The 18592-nt window shown below is 38.5% G+C and carries 13 protein-coding genes and 1 tRNA gene; 4 read left to right on the forward strand and 10 right to left on the reverse strand.

Translation table 11 applies throughout. The features are described 5' to 3' along the window. Together PZB74_RS04320 and PZB74_RS04325 are read right to left on the reverse strand one after the other, a co-directional pair. The gene (locus tag PZB74_RS04320; protein ID WP_302241081.1) at window positions 1-6051 is read right to left on the reverse strand and encodes a T9SS type A sorting domain-containing protein; all 6051 of its coding nucleotides are present in this window, start codon (window positions 6049-6051) and stop codon (window positions 1-3) included. Window positions 6052-6612: 561 nt separating this feature from the next. Continuing rightward, a tRNA-Lys gene (locus PZB74_RS04325) sits at window positions 6613-6685 on the reverse strand. Window positions 6686-6745: 60 nt separating this feature from the next. Between PZB74_RS04325 and PZB74_RS04330 the strand changes: the two genes are divergently transcribed. Together PZB74_RS04330 and hflX are read left to right on the forward strand one after the other, a co-directional pair. Then, window positions 6746-7501, forward strand: a complete 756-nt coding sequence (locus PZB74_RS04330; protein WP_302241083.1) for an SH3 domain-containing protein — start codon at window positions 6746-6748, stop codon at window positions 7499-7501. 100 nt (window positions 7502-7601) lie between these two features. Continuing rightward, on the forward strand, window positions 7602-8849 hold the full coding sequence (gene hflX / locus PZB74_RS04335) for a GTPase HflX (RefSeq protein ID WP_302241084.1): 1248 nt from the start codon (window positions 7602-7604) through the stop codon (window positions 8847-8849). A gap of 57 nt (window positions 8850-8906) precedes the next feature. On the opposite strand, the gene PZB74_RS04340 is transcribed toward hflX, so the two are convergent. The 3 genes from PZB74_RS04340 to PZB74_RS04350 all read right to left on the reverse strand — a co-directional run bounded on the left by PZB74_RS04340 (window position 8907) and on the right by PZB74_RS04350 (window position 12403). Further along, window positions 8907-11009, reverse strand: a complete 2103-nt coding sequence (locus tag PZB74_RS04340) for a VWA domain-containing protein (protein WP_302241086.1) — start codon at window positions 11007-11009, stop codon at window positions 8907-8909. A 12-nt stretch (window positions 11010-11021) separates the two neighbouring features. Further along, window positions 11022-11768, reverse strand: a complete 747-nt coding sequence (gene fabG, locus PZB74_RS04345) for a 3-oxoacyl-[acyl-carrier-protein] reductase (RefSeq protein ID WP_302241087.1) — start codon at window positions 11766-11768, stop codon at window positions 11022-11024. Window positions 11769-11914: 146 nt separating this feature from the next. After that, window positions 11915-12403, reverse strand: a complete 489-nt coding sequence (locus PZB74_RS04350; protein ID WP_302241090.1) for a GAF domain-containing protein — start codon at window positions 12401-12403, stop codon at window positions 11915-11917. A gap of 214 nt (window positions 12404-12617) precedes the next feature. On the opposite strand from PZB74_RS04350, the gene PZB74_RS04355 reads away from it, so the two are divergent. Further along, a complete protein-coding gene (locus PZB74_RS04355; RefSeq protein ID WP_302241092.1) occupies window positions 12618-13067 on the forward strand; it encodes a DUF4174 domain-containing protein in 450 nt (149 codons plus the stop codon). On the opposite strand, the gene PZB74_RS04360 is transcribed toward PZB74_RS04355, so the two are convergent. Together PZB74_RS04360 and PZB74_RS04365 are read right to left on the reverse strand one after the other, a co-directional pair. Further along, the gene (locus PZB74_RS04360; protein ID WP_302241093.1) at window positions 13064-13861 is read right to left on the reverse strand and encodes a DUF3108 domain-containing protein; all 798 of its coding nucleotides are present in this window, start codon (window positions 13859-13861) and stop codon (window positions 13064-13066) included. The two genes, PZB74_RS04355 and PZB74_RS04360, sit on opposite strands and share 4 nt — an antisense overlap. Before the next feature lie 270 nt (window positions 13862-14131). After that, a complete protein-coding gene (locus PZB74_RS04365; RefSeq protein ID WP_302241095.1) occupies window positions 14132-15169 on the reverse strand; it encodes an aminopeptidase in 1038 nt (345 codons plus the stop codon). Window positions 15170-15399: 230 nt separating this feature from the next. Between PZB74_RS04365 and recA the strand changes: the two genes are divergently transcribed. Then, the gene (gene recA, locus PZB74_RS04370) at window positions 15400-16461 is read left to right on the forward strand and encodes a recombinase RecA (RefSeq protein ID WP_302241097.1); all 1062 of its coding nucleotides are present in this window, start codon (window positions 15400-15402) and stop codon (window positions 16459-16461) included. Between the two features lie 55 nt (window positions 16462-16516). Here the strand turns inward: recA and PZB74_RS04375 are convergent, their stop codons facing one another. The 3 genes from PZB74_RS04375 to PZB74_RS04385 are packed head-to-tail and all read right to left on the reverse strand — an operon-like array spanning window position 16517 to window position 18560. Further along, entirely contained in the window at window positions 16517-17152 is a 636-nt protein-coding gene (locus PZB74_RS04375; RefSeq protein WP_302241098.1) for an alpha/beta hydrolase, read from the reverse strand. 50 nt (window positions 17153-17202) lie between these two features. Next, on the reverse strand, window positions 17203-17634 hold the full coding sequence (locus PZB74_RS04380) for a hypothetical protein (protein WP_302241099.1): 432 nt from the start codon (window positions 17632-17634) through the stop codon (window positions 17203-17205). A gap of 17 nt (window positions 17635-17651) precedes the next feature. Further along, window positions 17652-18560, reverse strand: a complete 909-nt coding sequence (locus tag PZB74_RS04385; RefSeq protein WP_302241101.1) for a hypothetical protein — start codon at window positions 18558-18560, stop codon at window positions 17652-17654. Between the last annotated feature and the right edge of the window lie 32 nt (window positions 18561-18592).

The raw sequence follows: 18592 nt of genomic DNA on the forward strand, positions 1-18592 counted from the left end.
TTACTTCTTCACAATCTGAATAGCCTTCTGGAAGTTTACATTGTAGAGCTGGATAATATAGCTTCCGGTATTCATCCTCTGTAGATCTAATTTGACAGCTTTCTGGAAGCTACCTCTTTGAAGTGACCTTCCACTCAGATCCAGAATGGTATATGAGATATCGCCACCGACTCCTTCTACCACTACATTGCAATAGTCTGTAGTGGGGTTTGGATATACATCTACTTTGGTAGTAGTAGATAGCTCTACTTTTACGTAACGAATTAGTGAGTAGCTAATAGCTCCGTCAAAGTCTACCTGCTTCAGGCGGTAGAAATATTCACCATTGCTGCTTACTTCATCTGCATAACTATAAGTACTTAGCTCATCGGTGGTACCTTTTCCTTTTACCTTTCCTACAGCAGTATATTGATAGCCATTGTCAGAGCGCTCAACTTCAAAGTAATCGTTGTTTTTCTCAGAGGCAGTCTCCCATTCTAACATTACAACTTTGGAGTCCCAGTAGGCTTCAAAGCTTACTAAATCTACTGGGAGAGGAGACAGTGGATTATACAAATAGTCTGGGACGAAGCTGTACCTTCCACCATAGCTGGTATCCTGACCTTCTGAGAAATCGTTAAAGAAGTTACCATCTCCGTTCGCATCTTCAGCAGACGTAGGAATACCATCGTCATCATCATCGTCATCTCTGTAATTATACACCCCATCCTTATCAACATCTGGTAGAGAAGCACCGATACCACCTTCGCTAGGATCAAACGCATCCAATATACCATCGCCATCAAGGTCCACATTTCCTTCATTAGGATCCAACAGTAGGTTGCCATTATCATCCCAGGAAGGTGTACCATCAAAGTCACTGTCATGTGCTTCATAAAGGTCCGGCAAACCCGGAGATCCTCCTCCACTGTCATTATCAGAGTCCGTATCTATATAATCAGGGTTATCCGTACCATCAGTATTGATAATCGTTAGCTGAGTCCCTCCATTGTCGGTATCTACTAGATCTGCTAAACCATCACCATCGGTATCGGCAAAATTATCAATTATACCATCACGGTTATTATCAGTACCTCCGGCTTCGACAGTATCTGTAATTCCATCATTATCAGAGTCACGATCGGTAAAGTCGTTCAAGCCATCCCCATCGGTATCAGGGTTTGCAAGAGCAGTTCCCCCGTTGGAAGCATCTACATCATTTGCATAACCATCGCCATCAGTATCATTAGCCAGTACATAAGATATCAGATAAGTACCCTCATTCGTCATATTAGCAGGTAGCGATCCATTATTAGCCTCCACTGCATCGGGTATACCATCATTATCAGAATCAAGATCAAGATGGTTAGCTATACCATCCAGGTCAAAATCAAAATTGTCATTAACGCCATCTCCGTTCAGGTCTTCAAACCCAGCAAAAGAGCTATCTAAATAGTTAGCAATACCATCACCATCGGCATCTGCGGTAGGGTCTATGCCATTTCCTTCCTGCGCATCTGATAAACCATCGTTGTCACTATCGTTATCGTTGATGTCAGCAATCTCATCATTATCAGTATCTAAGATGCAACTTTCAAACACAACTCCATCTATATAGGGCAGTCCTGCATTCCATATAAAAGCGATATATCTTATACCACCGGCAGGTACAGTGTAAGTTCTAACTTCTATGTTTGTTCGTTGTACCAGGCCTGTATAATCAACTGTATTTCCGAAACCAGCACCAGTAAGTGAGCTTTGTACTCTCCAGGCAGAACCCGCCTGGTTAGATGAAACATACATTTCAATAACTCTACCTTCCGGTACATTCTCGCCTAAGTCTAATATTATATACTGGTTAGCTCCATTGGTATAAGCCATAGCAGTAAAGTTGTCAGTAGCCGGGTTATAATTTGGAGCGCCTACTGCAGCATTGGAGCGTGTACCTCCATTGTTTGCAGCCACAGCATCTCCATACCTGTCTATTGCTGTAAAACCAGGACCACATAGCTCGGAACTTGCTTCCAAATAATCGGGAGTACCATTAGCCGGACTTTGGTCTAAGGACTCATCTGCAGTAGGAATACCATCGCCATCATCGTCTACATCGCGAAAATCAGGCTCTCCATTGCTATCCGTGTTTTGAAGCGCTACTCCTCCTTCGAAGTTATTATCAATTCCATCGCCATCACTATCCACATTGCTTAGATTAGCATCTGCTACACCATTCCCGTCTGCATCGTTGCCTTCTATAATATCAGCTATACCATCATTATCTGAATCACTATCAAGATAATCTGGTGTACCATCATTATCATGGTCATAGCCGGTCAACTCCGCGCCACCGTTATCTGGATCAAAAGCATCATCCAGACCATCCAGATCTGTATCATTACCACTTGCTGTTACTCCGCTAGCTCTTCCTTCTATAGCATCAGTAATACCATCATTATCAGCATCACTATCTCTATAGTCAGCATTACCGTCACCATCAGAGTCCAGGTATGTGTCATTGACTCCATTGTTGTTCGTGTCTGTAGCCTGTGCTTCGATAGCATCAGGAATGCCATCGCCATCAGCATCCTGATCAAGTGCATCAGGGAGGCCATCGCCATCAAAATCAGAATTGCTTAAAGGTGTCCCTCCAAAATCTGGATCAAGGTCATTTACAAGTCCGTCTCCATCATGATCATTAGCACGTACATAAGCATAATCGTACTGACCATTTTCAGTCATATTTGGTGGTAAAATTCCATCATTTGCTTCTACGGCATTTGGAATACCATCACCATCAGAGTCCAGATCAAAATGGTTAGGTACTCCATCTCGGTCGGTATCAAAAGTATCGTTTACACCATCACCATTTGCATCTACAAATGCACCATAGGTTGGATGTACAAAATCGGTATCCAGATAATTAGGTGTACCATCATTATCAGCATCCGCACCAGGATTTACGCCATAGCCCTGCTCTATATCCGGTATCCCATCATTGTTGTCATCCTGATCAATATCATTGACTATATTATCACTGTCAGGGTCATCCGTATTGTAGAGATAATCTGGTACTGAACCTCCCCCCTGAGCAAAGTCGTCGTTCAGGCGGCCATTGGCATTGCTGTCTTCATCTTGAGTTAAGATGCCATCGTTGTCATCGTCAATATCACGATAGTCAGGGATAAGGTCAGTATCTGATGATAAAAGCGGAGCCAAAGTTCCTCCATTGTCAGGATCATAATTATCATCTAGACCATCCTGATCAGTATCATTATTAGCCGGATTGATATCTCTCCGACCATCTCTGTTCGCATCTCTTGCTTCAATTCTGTCTAGCACCCCATCACCATCAGAGTCTGTATCGATATAGTCCTGAGTACCATCACCATCATTGTCTACCAGACTGATTGGCGTACCTCCATTATCAGAGTCATATTCATCAAGCCAACCGTCACCATCAGTATCCGTACTACCTGCAGCTACATATCCTGCTGTGGTTTGTGCTTCTACATTATCCGTAATCCCATCGGCATCGGAATCGGCATCTCGATAGTTAGGATACCCGTCTCTATCGGTATCTTTAGCTTTCTTGGTTAGTGAGCCTTCTAACAGCCCTTCGGCAAAGCTATCAGGATCATACTGATCCGCCATACCATCAGTATCTACATCTACAAAGTCATCTACCTGTCCGTCTCCATTTGTATCTGTTCCACCAGCCTCTACCAGGTCAGCAATACCATCGTTATCTGAATCCAGGTCTCTAAAATCATTGACTGCATCATTGTCAGAATTGTTAACGGGTAGTGCTGTACCTCCTTCATCAGGATCCAGTTCTGCGATAATACCATCTCCATCAGCATCAGTAGTCGTTGCTACATAGGCAGCGGAATAACTACCATCGGTATCCATATTTTCTGGCAGAGTGCCTCCATTAGCTTCTACCGCATCTGGTAAGCCATCGTTATCAGTATCTTTATCCAGGTGATCAGGGATTCCATCCAGATCATAATCATAGTTATCATCTATGCCATCTGCGTTTACGTCTGTAAAGCCGGCAAAGTCAGGATCCTGATAGTTAGGAATTTTGTCGCCATCCGCATCTCCAGAAGGATCTGGGTCTACTCCTTCTGTTCCACCAGCTTCTATGATGTCCAGAATACCATTGTTATTGTCATCATTATCAACAAAATCTAGCACCTCATCAAAATCACTATCAATACCACACCATGTAAAGTCACCGAGACCTACTGCCTGATTGTTGTTTCCACCATTTAGACCTGCATCCAGGTTAGCGTATCGGATTACAAGGGAATCTACAGTTTGACCAATGGCAATATGTACATTACCGAAATAATCCTCGTCATTAGTATTGTTTAAGCCCTCAATAAAGTTGTTATCATTTAGACGGTTATACCTCCCCGGCAGAATGTTATTTCCATCTAGTACTATGACATCGGCATCTGAATACACATTGACTGAAAGGTAATCTGTAAATTGGGGAGAGGCTTTATCAATATCTAATAAGTTGAACCTAAAACCCTTAAGCGGTCGGTTAAACTTAACTTTTAATAAGCTGTATTGAGAGGCATTGTCCAAGTTCTGTAAAACCCTTACATAGTTTTCACTATAGATATTATTAGCAGCATCCAGTTCATCTCTATCTACCGTATAGCTCAATACATTACCAGAGGCATCTGAGAATTCAAAAGTGATTGTTACACCATCTATGTTAAATGGACCAGGAGTTGACCCTACAGTATAGTCGTCAAAATCCAGGATAGAGCCATCACCACATGCCTGTATGTATTCAGGAATACCATCACCGTTTGTATCGGTGAGTTCAGCACTGGTAAGTACTCCATCCCCATCATCATCTGTATCTCTAAAATTGTATTCAGAATTAGCATCCAACAGACTTTCAGGAATAGTATTACGACCCAGTACAGTTGGATTATCCGTCAAGTTTCTACCTATGATCACATCAAAACTATCATCTAAACCATCTCCATCAGCATCTGTACCAGAGGGGTTTCGGTTACCACCCGTGTCAGGAGTAAGATCTGCCAAGCCGTTAAAGTCTATGTCATTACCTTCTATCAGATCAGAAACGCCATCACCATCAGAGTCCTGATCTAGATAATCATTCGTACCATCTCCATCTGTATCTACCAGAGCAACCGTGCTGCCACCATTATCAGAGTCGTAAGCATCATCCAGACCATCATTGTCAGTATCATTACCAGTAGGAGCTATGTAAGCGGCCGTGGTAGGGCCTTCAATATTATCAGGTATACCATCACCATCAGAGTCAATGTCTAATGAGTTGGGGTACCCATCGCCATCCATATCAATATTGTCGTTTACGTTGTTGGCATCAGCATCAGTATAGCCAGGAAAGCTAGGGTCACTGTAATCAGGTATACCATCATTATCTGAGTCTCCGGCTGCGTTGTTATCTTCCTGAGTATCTAAAAGACCATCATTGTCACTATCCAGGTCAATTGCATCTCTGATACCATCATCATCAAAGTCTATATCGCACCATTCAAAGTTCCAAAGTCCTACAATCTGATTTGGTGGATTGCCTCCGGCATTACTGCTAAAAGTTACAGAAATCTCATCTACTGGTCCGTTAAAGCAGTAACGAAATGCTTCATTTACAACTTCTGTAGTAGAAAAAGTTACGTTATTAGAATTAAAAGATCCACTAACTGTAATGACATCATTGTTATTGATACCTAGTACATAAAAGCAAAAGTCATTAAGCGCAATATTATTGAAGTCCACCGTAATAGTTGAGGACTCTGTATTATTGGCCAGGTTTTGCTCCCACCTTAGTGAGTTTACTCCATAGATAAACTGATACGTTCCATCTACTTCAAAATCTGCTCCATCAACTCTGTTGTTAGGGTCACTAAGCGTAAATGTAAAATCTACCCCTTCATCAGCGTATGTCTGGTTTCTGGGATCACCTGGATGATCATCCCAATTGAAAGTAGAACGGTTATTACATGCGTTCTGCGCCCAGGCAGATGCAAATACAAATGTTAATATAACTGATAAAACATACTTCATGGTACACTCGCGTTATCATACCGACATGGTCAATGCTAGTACCAATTCATGTTATAGACAATTTATGGGGTATTGGTGCAGGTTTTAGAGCAAGGAAAATGTGTAAGTATATATGTATAATGCTAAATTTTATAGATAACTATACCTAAGCAAATTTATATAATTACATAATTATCATAAATAATACTATTGATAGTAGTCATAACTATCGTTAAACACACATTTAGCTTATAAGTAAGGATAATTTTACGCTTTCTCTAGCCATCTTACTTCACGTATACTTACCTATACAAATACAGTTTAATACAGCGCAAAAAATGAGTTTTATCAGGTAGATTTAGAAGAGTGGGGATGACTTTCTATTCTGAATGCTCTCTAGATATTACATGCTATCGGAGCATTTTTGGAGTTAAATGGTAAAGAAAAGTGTATTGATGAAACAGATTAAAGAAGGCTGATAGTGAAAAAATATTTTTTAGTGCTTTTAGGTAAAATAGATATTTTCTTATTTTTCTACTAATCAATAAAAAAGCCTTGCCAGAAACACTGACAAGGCTTTAGTGAACCCGCTGGGGCTCGAACCCAGGACCCACGCCTTAAAAGGGCGTTGCTCTACCAGCTGAGCTACGGATTCTTTTTTTTGATTTTTTGGGGCGTTTCCCCGTAATTGCGTTGCAAAGGTAAGAGTCATAAAATGAAAATCCAACAGCAGTACAGAAAAAAAATCATAGTTTTTACATTTTTTAGTTTAGCGCTACTAGTAGGAGCTAAAGAAAACTATGCGCAAAAAGCTCAAAACAGCTTGAAAAGTGCCGATTCTTTGTTTGCAAACAAGCAATACACGGAGTCGTATAAAATTTATGAGCACATTTATAAGAATGAAAAAAAGGCTTCTCCTGCTATGCTTCTTAGAATGGCCTTTATTCAAGAGGGCTTAGGGGAGTATAGCCAGGCTCTATATTTTCTTAGTGAATATTATTTATTGACTTCGGATGATACTGTAGTAGAGAAAATCTCTAAACTTTCTGCAGAACATAATCTGCGGGGTTATGAATTTACTGATACAGAGCTTATTCAAAGTTTTTTCAAAAAAAATCAGTATGTATTTATCTATTCGCTACTGTTTATTGCTTTAGTGGGGCTGAGCTATTTTCTCTTTTTTAGAAAGAATCAGTTAGAAAAGCCCTACGGTTTAGGGGTTGCTTATGTGCTAATTTTATCTTTGCTGTTCTATTTAGTTAACTTTCCGCTTACTAACGATCATGCAATTATTACAGAGAATAATACCTTCATTATGTCAGGTCCCTCTGCGGGAGCAGACGTTTTAAACGTGAGTAATAAGGGGCATAGAGTTAAAATTGCTGGTCAGGAAGACATTTGGACTAAAGTAGAGTGGAATGGAGAAATCGCATTTATCAGAGAAGACAACTTGAGAATACTAAGACAATAGTAATTGTTAATAGTTTTTTTAGGATTAACTGTAGTTTTTGAACTTTATTATTTGTAATATTTTTTAATATATACATACTTTATTTATTAAATATCACTGAATGATAGAACCTTTTTCAACTGCCAAGAGAAAAGAGACCGCTGTATTGGTGGCAATAGTGAATCAGGCACAGCCTGACTACAAAGTTGAAGAGTATCTTGACGAGTTAGCATTTCTGGCTGAGACCTCTGGCGCCATTACTAAAAAGAAGTTTACCCAAAAGCTAGATAAGCCTGATGTTACCTTTTTTGTAGGAAAGGGAAAGCTTGAAGAGATTAAAGCTTATGTACAGGCTAATGAGATTGATATGGTCATTTTTGATGATGACCTTTCTCCCTCACAAGTCCGTAACCTTGAAAACAAACTTAAATGTAAAATTCTGGACAGAAGTTTATTAATACTCAATATCTTCTCTATCCGGGCTAAAACCGCACAGGCTAAAACTCAAGTAGAGTTAGCCCAGTACCAATATATTTTACCTCGCTTAACCAAAATGTGGACTCACCTTTCTAAACAAAAAGGGGGAATTGGTATGAGAGGACCCGGTGAGAAAGAGTTGGAAACTGACCGTCGTATAGTACGTGACAAGATTGCGCTCTTTAATAAAAAGCTTGAAAAAATAGATAAGCAAAATGCTACCCGTAGAAAGTCGCGACAGCAGGTAGTTCGTGTAGCTTTGGTAGGATATACCAACGTAGGTAAGTCTACTTTAATGCGTTTGCTTTCTAAGTCTGATGTGTTTGCTGAAAATAAACTTTTTGCTACAGTAGACTCCACAGTTCGTAAGGTGGTTATTAACAGAATACCTTTCTTGCTTACTGATACTGTAGGATTTATAAGAAAACTCCCTCACGCTTTAATAGAGTGTTTTAAGTCTACGCTAGACGAGATCCGAGAAGCCGATGTATTGCTTCATGTAGTTGATGCCTCACACCCTTCTTTTGAAGAACAGATAAATGTAGTTAACAATACGCTCGCTGAAATTGGGGTGAGTGACAAACCTACCTTACTAGTGTTTAATAAGGTAGACAAGTTGATGAAAGAAGAAGACTTACCACAAGCAGAAGATGAGGAAGAGCTGATCTATGTTGATGACTCAGAAACGGATTATCATCCTCCATTGACTTTAGAGCAGTTGGAGGCTACCTATATGGGTAGAGGAGAAAAGGATGCCATCTTTATCTCCGCAGTGGACAAACTCAATATTGATAAGCTAAGGCAAGCTATCTTCGATAAGGTGTCGGATAAATTCTTTACTATTTATCCTAATTACGTTCACAACGATATGGATTATCAATATACGGAATAAGAGATACAGAAAGAGCGTGCAGTAAAGTAATGAGCCACCCCCTATGGGTGGCTTTTTTTAGTAGCTCCCCATATACTTCCTTAGCCCCCACTCCAGACTTACCAGAATTAGCAATACAAAAAATAACCATTTAAGATTAATGATGGGGAGGAATGCTTGGCTGGTATAAATTTTTCCCCTTGCCTCTTGGGTTTGCAACTGTGCGGCTAGCTGACCTAAATTGTTTTGTGTAAAAAACTTCCCACCAGTATTTGAGGATAGTTCTCGCAGCAGTTGATGGTTGGCTGTTAGGTTAAGGTTTTCTATCTGCAAACTACGTACTGTAAACTCTCCTGAACTTTGCATTTGTTCTCCATTAATTTCAGCAGTAGCAGTATATTGATACACCCCTTCAGGCAGATTACTTACCCTATATTGGGTATTACTTTCATTCGTTTGATAGCTGTACTTACGCTCTTCTTCAGTTTCATCCTTTATGCTAAGTGAAATGTTATAGCCATAAACCTCTTCATAAATTTCATTGTAGATTTCTGTCTGGAATACTACTGCCTCGGTGTCTACAAATTCATCTTTTTCAGGATAAACCCTAAAGCGCCTCTTATCTTCTTTTGCAGAGAGAAACTGAGTGAGCTTACTAATAAAGCCATCAAAGGCCTGAGTATTATCATTTTTTGCATACTCCTGCAACCTCCACTGCCACAACCCTTCAGCTAGCATAACTGATGTTTTCTTTCCTTCAATTTCTCCACTAACTAAAAGGGGTTTACTGGTTTCAACTGTGCCTACTTTCTGGTATAGTATAACCTCTGGATTGTTTTTTAGCTCAATTCTCCCAAAGGGGACGGTTAGTGGAAGATACTCTTCAATAATAGCCTGGCTTTCAACATCCAGCTGAAACCCATTGAAGCTGTTATTATAAACCGCACTTACCTCGTCGGTATCATTATTTACACTCGCAACATTTAAAATATTGTTGTTCCGGCTAAGTGTAAACAGATCTGTCTGGCTACCCACAATAAACCAGCGAGCGGATGCCTCTTCCATGTATTTTCGTACTATAGCATTATCTCTGTTTTTGGCAGGTAGTTGATGGAAGATTACTAAATCATATTTTATTTCTGATAACAGAGACTCATTAAGATCTTCTACACTTAATATTGCCGTGCGGAGCTCGTAGTTTTTATTGCTCTCAATAGCCAGGCGAATAGCTTTGATATCGGGATGAGGTGATGAAGCCAGTAACAAGATGTTTTCCTTCCCTTCTATAATTTCTACAAATGCCTGACTTGTATTATTCTGATTCGTAAATTCTCCTTCAAGAGACTGCACTTCTACCTCGTAGCGTTGCATGCCCTCGCTATTGGCTTCCAGTAAAAATTCTATAGTATTAACATCTCTGTTATTAGAGAAGGTTAGTGTTTCGCTGGCCACTACATTCCCTTTGTTTTTAACAGTAATATTGACAGTTTCTCCTTCAAAACCTGTATTGGCGAGTTCTGCTACCAGAGGAAATTTGTTGCCCTGATATGCTATTTTATTGTAAAATAGGTTTCGGATATTAATATCCTGCTTGGGAATGGTATCTCCAAGACCTACGGTATTGAGCCTATAGCTATACGGACGATAAGAGGGGGACACCCCCTCATTATAAATTCCATCTGACAGAAGTACAACAGATGCCAGGTTTCTGCCCTCATAGTCGGTTGCAATATCACCGAGCATACGGCTTAAGTCACTGCTTTCATTATGGAAGCTTACTGAATCCAGGCGCTCAGCTCCACTAAATGAACGGTACTCTAGCTGATAACCATTTTCTTCTAGTTGTTGAGCCGTATTATCTAGAGAGGCTTTGAGAGCCTGTATTGAAGCACTATCCTGTACTGAAGCTATAGAGGCAGAATTATCTATAGCCATTACGATAGTAGGCTTCTCAAGAGTGTTTTTTATTTGTTTGATAAATGGACCAATCAGCAACAAGCACAACAGGCTCACCAACAGAAACCTTAGTCCTGTCAGCAGATAATTAATTTGTTTTCCCCAACTCTGATGTCTAAAGCCTTGGCTTTTTATATAAAGCAATGCTGCATAAATAGCACCTACCAGTAGGCATGGAATAGTAAGCCAGGGAGAGTTTTCAAACAGTAGTTGTACTTGTTGCATAAATATTATCCATTAGGTAAGCATTCCGCCATCTACCTGAAGTACCTGCCCAGTCATATAAGCAGACATATCTGAAGCAAGAAATACGGCACAGTCTGCTACATCTTCCGGACTGCCCCCTCTTTTTAGCGGAATTGCATCTCTCCAGCTCTGCACAGTTTTTTCGTCAAGCTTGGCGGTCATTTCTGTTTCAATAAAACCTGGAGCAATAGCATTGGCACGTATATTTCTTGAACCAAGTTCCAGGGCCACAGATTTTGTAAACCCAATGATACCAGATTTAGATGCGGCATAGTTTGCCTGTCCGGCATTTCCTTTAATACCTACTACAGATGTCATATTAATGATAGAACCACTTTTTTGTTTCATAAAGGTTCTGGTAGCAGCCTTAACGGTATTAAAAACAGACTTCAGGTTAACATTTATTACCTTATCCCACATTTCTTCATTCATACGCATCAGAAGGTTATCCTGAGTAATACCAGCATTGTTCACCAAAATGTCAAGTGAGCCAAAATCAGCAACTACATCGTTAATAAGTTTCTCAGCAGCAGCAAAGTCAGAAGCATCCGAACGGTAACCTTTAGCATCTACTCCTAAAGCTTTCAACTCTTTCTCCAGAGCTTCTCCCTGCTCTACACTAGAAAGATACGTAAAAGCTACATTAGCTCCCTGTTGAGCGTATTTGAGTGCTACCGCTTTACCAATTCCTTTTGAAGCACCGGTAACAAGTGCGTTTTTTCCTGATAACAGTTTCATAGCCATTTTATTATGTAATGCGTTTGTGCAAACTTAACTAATTCTGTGGCTAATCACATTTTATTTGTAGTAGGCAGAGGTTTAGCAACAAAAAAAGCCATCAAAATGATGGCTTCGTATTCATATCACTGTTTGACAGCTACTGATCAAAGTATCTCTTCAAGTAAGTGCATTAGCTCCTCAAGATATCGGCGATCGGTATCGTCAAAATTTTTCATTTTATGACTATTAATATTAAAGATCAGCGCTACCTCTCCTTTATGGAAAGCAGGTAGTGAAATTTCTGATTTATCAAGTTCAGAGCATGGTACATACCCTACAAACTGTTCTACATCATCTACTACAATAGTGCATTCTTTAGCGTAAGCAGTACCACAAACACCCTCGCCTAAGGCAATACGCGATACAGCAGCAGGTCCTTGGAATGGTCCTAATACTAGTTCACCATTTTTCACTTTATAAAAACCTGTCCAGTCAAATTCCATGGTATAATGTACTACTGCTGCTATATTTCCCAGGTTAGCTGTAAGGTCTTCTTCCTTGGAAACAATGTCTCTAATCTGCTGAAACAGCATTTTATACTTTTGCTGTTTAGTTTGATCGGTGGGGGTAGTTACATTTTCTAGTATAACCATCTTTATGTTATTAAAAAGTAAGACATGTAATAAGTAAGATTTTTGAGGCGTGTAATGTTTTGTATTAAAACGAAATTACTTTAACAAAGTAGTTAAAATATATTTTATTTCCAATTTTTTATAAAAAAAGTTAAATACAATAACTATTTAAACAGATTTTGAAAAAGAAGCAATAAACAAGACATCATTTTGCATGTTCTTCATCAAAAAATGCATGATGAAAACTTCATTTTTTGTTCTTTTCCTCTTTTTTATAAGTTCATTTCATGTAAGTATGGCTCAAGACTCATCAATTCTAAAGAAATATGAGTGGAAAAACAGACTTTTATTACTTTTTTCTCCTACTCATAATACAACCTATCAGCAGCAGTTAAAACAATTGAATAAACATAAAGCTGATTTAACGGAGAGAGACCTTATTGTATTTTATATTACAGAAAAGGACATTAAAACATCTGAAAGCACAAATTACACTAATGAAAATAAACAGGCTTTACTAAATTACTATAAAGTAAACACAGATACTTTTTTTGTAATACTCATAGGAAAAGATGGAACACAAAAAATTAAACAAAATAAGCTACTTAGTATTGAGCAGCTATTTGGTACTATAGACGCTATGCCTATGCGTAGAAGAGAAATGAATCGCAAAAGTGAGGGTTAATTTCGTAGATTATTCATTTCTTTTATATCTATTTCCAGTGCGCCAACTCCTAACTCTGCCTGAATTTTTAATGGCACCTTGTTTAGATCATCAGAAATCCATGCTTTTACTGGTTCTTTACCGTTAAAAAAATCGTTTTCTGGTATAATTGGAGCAATTACGACTGTATTAAATGTACCTAGCTTGGTTTTTAGTTCTTCTCTACCCAGGAACTTCACTTCTAGGTTGTAAATTTCATCATCAAAAAAGCCACTTACTTTAATTATATCCCCTTTATCATATTTTTCGTAGTCTAGGGTGCGTAAAAAATAGTACCCTCCTACTATATCAAGTACATTGTTAGGTACTTCAAAGGTTTCTTTTTCTTTCAGCTTTCGGGTCTTTTTGTCAAGACGAAGCACTGTAGCTTTGTCACTAGCATGATCAAAATTGATCATTTCGTTTTTTCTATACTTACCTTCTTCTATATACCGGTAAGCTTTCTGTGGGAGTATTGAAGCCGTATCTACATAGGCGCCCCAATTATCCCGCACTCTTACCATCACATCTACCAAACCAGTAGTAGTACCATAGACATCTATCTTGTAACAAGGTCTGCCATTTACATTGTAATGCCCATCGCTTACTCTCATCACAGCTTCTGCTGCATTGATAAACTTCCAATGCACTCTAAACTTAAGCTCTTCACCAGGTCCAAAGCTTTCATTTTCTATATACCGATAATGATCCTGTCCTGATGAGGTTGTTATTATGAGTATAAAATATGGCAGTATTAATGAAATAAGTCGTTTCATATCAGCTTTACATAATCAATAAACACGCCACCATTCATCTTTACGTAATGTGTTATGTTTAGTGTTTTACAAATATCCCGCCATCTCGTGTGATAAAACTACTTAAGCTCATAGATCTTTAACGCTTTCATTTATTAAAAGCACAATTTGCAGGTATCAATCTTACTTGCCCCCATACGTTCTCTTAAAAATGTTGTTTACTTATATGACGAAAACATCAGATTAAATATTTTAGAAACAGCTGTTAAGCCCAACTTTCTCTTTTGGATATCACTTGCCGTATTTCTTTTTCATTTCACTTAAAAATAGCTTAATATCAGCATTATAATTCTCTTTATAAGCAGTTTCCAGAGAATCTACAGCTGACTGATACCTTACATAGCTTTTAAAAAATGTATTATTGGGCAAAGAATCACGTTTGAGTAAGCTTTTAGAATAGCGATGATATCGCTCTCCCTTAAATGCTAACTCTTCAGCTTCGGATAGAATAGAACGTATCTCTTTTTCTTTTAGTACTTGTTTTTCTTTAGTGGAGGTGGCTTGAGTAAATGAAGCGTAAAGAGTTTCCAGCTGTTTTACTCCTTTTAGCATTTGAGCTACAAATAGCTTTCTATCGTGTCGTATGTTGATATACTCCTGGTAGGGTGTGGCATTTTCGCCATATTTGTGTTTTAAAAAAGCCACGGATCCTTTATCTCCTATAAATGATGCCAGGTTTTCATTAAACTTTAGATCATCTTTTACAAAGATAGTAGCGTGGGTCAGCTCATGAATTATGGTATTGGCAAGTTCTCCCTCACTTCTAAAAAGCAAACCTGACATAATCGGATCATCCAAAATACCTAAGGTACTCCAAGCACTTACAGTACGAATACCTGTATCGTAACCTTCAGCATCCCATTTAGCCTTTTCTGCCAGGGCCTTTTTGTAGTCAAAAAAACCTTTATACGAAAAGCTACCTAAAATAGGAAAGCTCCATTTTTTGTCCTTTAGCGAATAAGGTTCACATGCGGTAACTACCCATAGTACTGGTTTACCTTTTTGATCGTACACGCTCTGGTAGCTATCTGAATCGTTTACACCTAACGAATCAATAGCAAACTCTCTTATTTCTTGAGTAAGTTTTATTTTCTGTTTTAATGAGTCTGCTACTTGTGGGTCACTCATCACTTCTTCTATTGGTCGAGCTCCCCAGATAATTTTTATCTGTCCTTTTGCCTGCCCCCATCCGTAGATGACTAATTTATGCTGCCATACCAACAATACCAGCAGAATGATAGCGAGTCCCCATAGTATTTTTTTTATCATTTAAATGTGATTTTCTCTTCCGTATCTTTGTTGTATTGAGTGACTTAAATCACGGTTTAAGCTTAGCAAGCTAAACATCTATAAATACTTATCATGAGTATTGTTTTTATACTTAAAATAAGTATATTTGCGTTTATAAATACACCTCTGTTGTGTTGCCTTTTAACAAAGTAACTTGTGAAAAGTATCCTAAATATAGTACCTTCATTTAATAACAAAGTAAAGAATATATGAGTGATCAATCGGAAAAACTAAAAGCTTTACAGCTTACTATAGACAAACTAGATAAGACCTACGGAAAAGGTACTGTAATGAAGCTTAGCGATGAGCGCGTAGTTAATGTGCCCTCCATTTCTACAGGTTCATTAGGTTTGGATATAGCTTTGGGTATCGGAGGTATCCCCAGAGGCCGAGTAGTTGAAATATATGGTCCTGAGTCTTCTGGTAAGACTACATTAGCCATGCACTGTATTGCCGAAGCTCAAAAGAAAGGAGGTATAGCTGCTATTGTAGATGCAGAGCATGCGTTTGACAAAAGTTATGCTGAAAAGTTAGGTATTGATACTGAAAACTTATTAATATCTCAACCAGATAATGGAGAGCAGGCTTTAGAAATTGCAGAACACCTTATCCGTTCAGGAGCTATAGATATTATAGTTATTGACTCTGTGGCTGCCCTTGTACCTCGTGGTGAACTTGAAGGCGACATGGGTGATAGTAAAATGGGTTTACAGGCTCGTTTGATGTCACAAGCTTTACGTAAGCTTACTGGGGCTATTAACAAAACCAAATGTGCATGTATCTTTATCAACCAGTTGCGTGAGAAGATAGGTGTTATGTTTGGAAACCCTGAGACTACAACTGGTGGTAATGCTCTCAAGTTCTATGCTTCTGTGCGTTTAGATATCAGAAGAATAGGACAGATTAAAGAAGGAGCGGATAACGTGATGGGTAACCGTACGAGAGTGAAAGTAGTTAAGAACAAAGTTGCTCCTCCGTTCAAAGTCGTAGAATTTGATATTATGTATGGCGAAGGAATATCCAAAGTAGGAGAAATTCTTGACCTGGGAGTAGAAATGGATATTGTGAAAAAATCTGGATCCTGGTTCTCCTACGGCACGGAAAAGCTAGGTCAAGGTAGAGATGCCGTTAAAAATATCTTACTGGATAACCCTGAGCTTATGGGTGAAATCGAAGGAAAAATCAGAACGACCATTAGTGGCTTGGGTCTGGACGAAGCAGAAGAAGAAAACAAAAGTGAAGCTGAACTAAGTTCAGAAGATAAAGAATAACATTCTGCTACTATTCTCATTCATGAACCGTTGCTATCTTTAGTAACGGTTTTTTTTATAACTTTTGCACCAAGTTTATGGGAACTTCATGCTTTCCTTCAAACTGAATAAACTTCACACTCAGGCCATATTTCAAATACAACAATCTTAATTTTTCTATATCTCCAGGTTTAATATAAGGGTCTTTATCTCCATAAAGATAATAGCAATCCTTACCGTCAAATATATGCCTTGCTTTTGCTAGCTCAATATCTTCGGGGAAAGAACCAGCACACATAATTAGCTTATCAAATTGTATTTCTGATTTTACTACCCACCTTATTAGCGTAGATACGCCTTGAGAAAACCCCAACATACTAATCTTTTTGCTACCATTTTTATCTTCCTTACCAATACTTTGATAAATGCTATTTAAGTAAGATATATAATTGTCTATTGCAACAGCTCGATTTGCAGTAGTCATCCAGGAAGTTCCTACCCTTCCGCCTGTCCCTTTCAGATAGAAATATGATAAAGCCTGCGGAGCAATTATAAAGGAGTCAGAATGAAGAAATTCAAATTTCTTTATAAAATAAGAAGCTAACTGTCCATACCCATGAAATACAAACCAAAGTTTGTCAGATGCAGAATTCCCTAAACTATATACGGAGGCATGGAAAGTAAACGCTACTTGATCTTGTCGTATGTCCATAAAAAAAGCCTCTGTAAAGAGGCTAATATAGTAAATCTTTGTGGGGAAGTTTAGCGTTTAAAACCGAGTACTGCACCTCCACAGTGATTTTGAGAACCTTCAAATGTAAAGGTTATATAGTAGATACCAGTAGCATTACAGGGGTAGATTATTCCTTTGTTAAAGTTACCATTAGCATAACTAGTACCTACTTGCTTACGATTAGAGTCGTACAAATTTAGAATGATACCATCAGTACCTTCGCCTTCTGCACAAATACTAATGAAGTATTGAGTACCTTTAGCAAACACATAAGAATACTCTATCTTGTCTTTGGCACCACCTTCGCCATTAATTTCGTAGCTTTTAACAAAGTTAAAGCCATCTGCTAGTTGAGGAATACAAGCTTCAGTATGTTTTGCCGGATCACACTGTGCCTGTACATCTAAATTCAACATGAGTATCAACGAAACTATGCCAAACAGGGATATTAAAGTTTTCATGTAACTCATTAATGTTTTTAATTAATAATATAATCTCTGATTTGAGCAGTAGTTGCCGCAATCTTCTTCACGTCCTCATCCGTGATATTGATAGAGCTAGTACTTTTGTTAGTAATAGTCACTATCCCATTCACTTCTTCCAGAGTTGATTCAGCATAAGTCTGAGTAATCTGAATGTTTTCAAACTGAGACTGAAGAGTAGCCATCTGCTTTGTGAGATCACCTATATTAGGGTCTGAGTCACTATAAAAAGATAGTAACAGCATGATACTTTCTAGAATTATTTTCTGCTCTCCAATTCTTTCCACCAGTTCCTGGTTATCAGGGTTTTTTTGAGAAACCTGGCAGATAATATGCAGGGCTTCTATCCAACCACCCGTCAATAACAACACACTCAAATTAGATCGCTGTTGCTGCTGCAAATAAGAGTTTATACTGTTGAAGTTTTTTGTGGTAATAAGCAAAAGTGAGTCCAGATTTCTGCTGTTTGTAGCTAATCTTTTAATAGTTCCAAAATTAAAGAACTGTCCAATGCTTAGCCCGTCCGATAAATCGCGGATAGCATTTAGATAAAAGATAGCATCTTGGTTTTGCTCATAAATGTTTGTATAGCCTAGATCTGTACCGTACACACCTAAGTTTAGAGCTTTTTTAAAGTTACTGTTGTACGAAGAGATTTTGTCTGTTTCGTTCAAAAACTCTTTGTTGTAGTTCGTACCAGATTCTTTTAGCAAAACAGAAATCTCCAGAGGAGAAGGTATTTGCTGAAGTATACTCTCCAGCACATCATCGGAAATAACAGAGCTATTACTAGAAGCGGTATTAAGGCTATCCAGAAATGCCTGCTCGTTCAGATTGGAACCAGAATCGCAAGACCAAAGTGAAAACGAGAATATTCCTAAGGACAATAGCAGCAGTCTTTTCATGAATATCTTCAAAGTTTTTAGATGGACAAATG

The sequence above is a fragment of the Porifericola rhodea genome (assembly GCF_030506305.1).
Taxonomy (GTDB): Bacteria; Bacteroidota; Bacteroidia; order Cytophagales; family Cyclobacteriaceae; genus Catalinimonas; species Catalinimonas rhodea.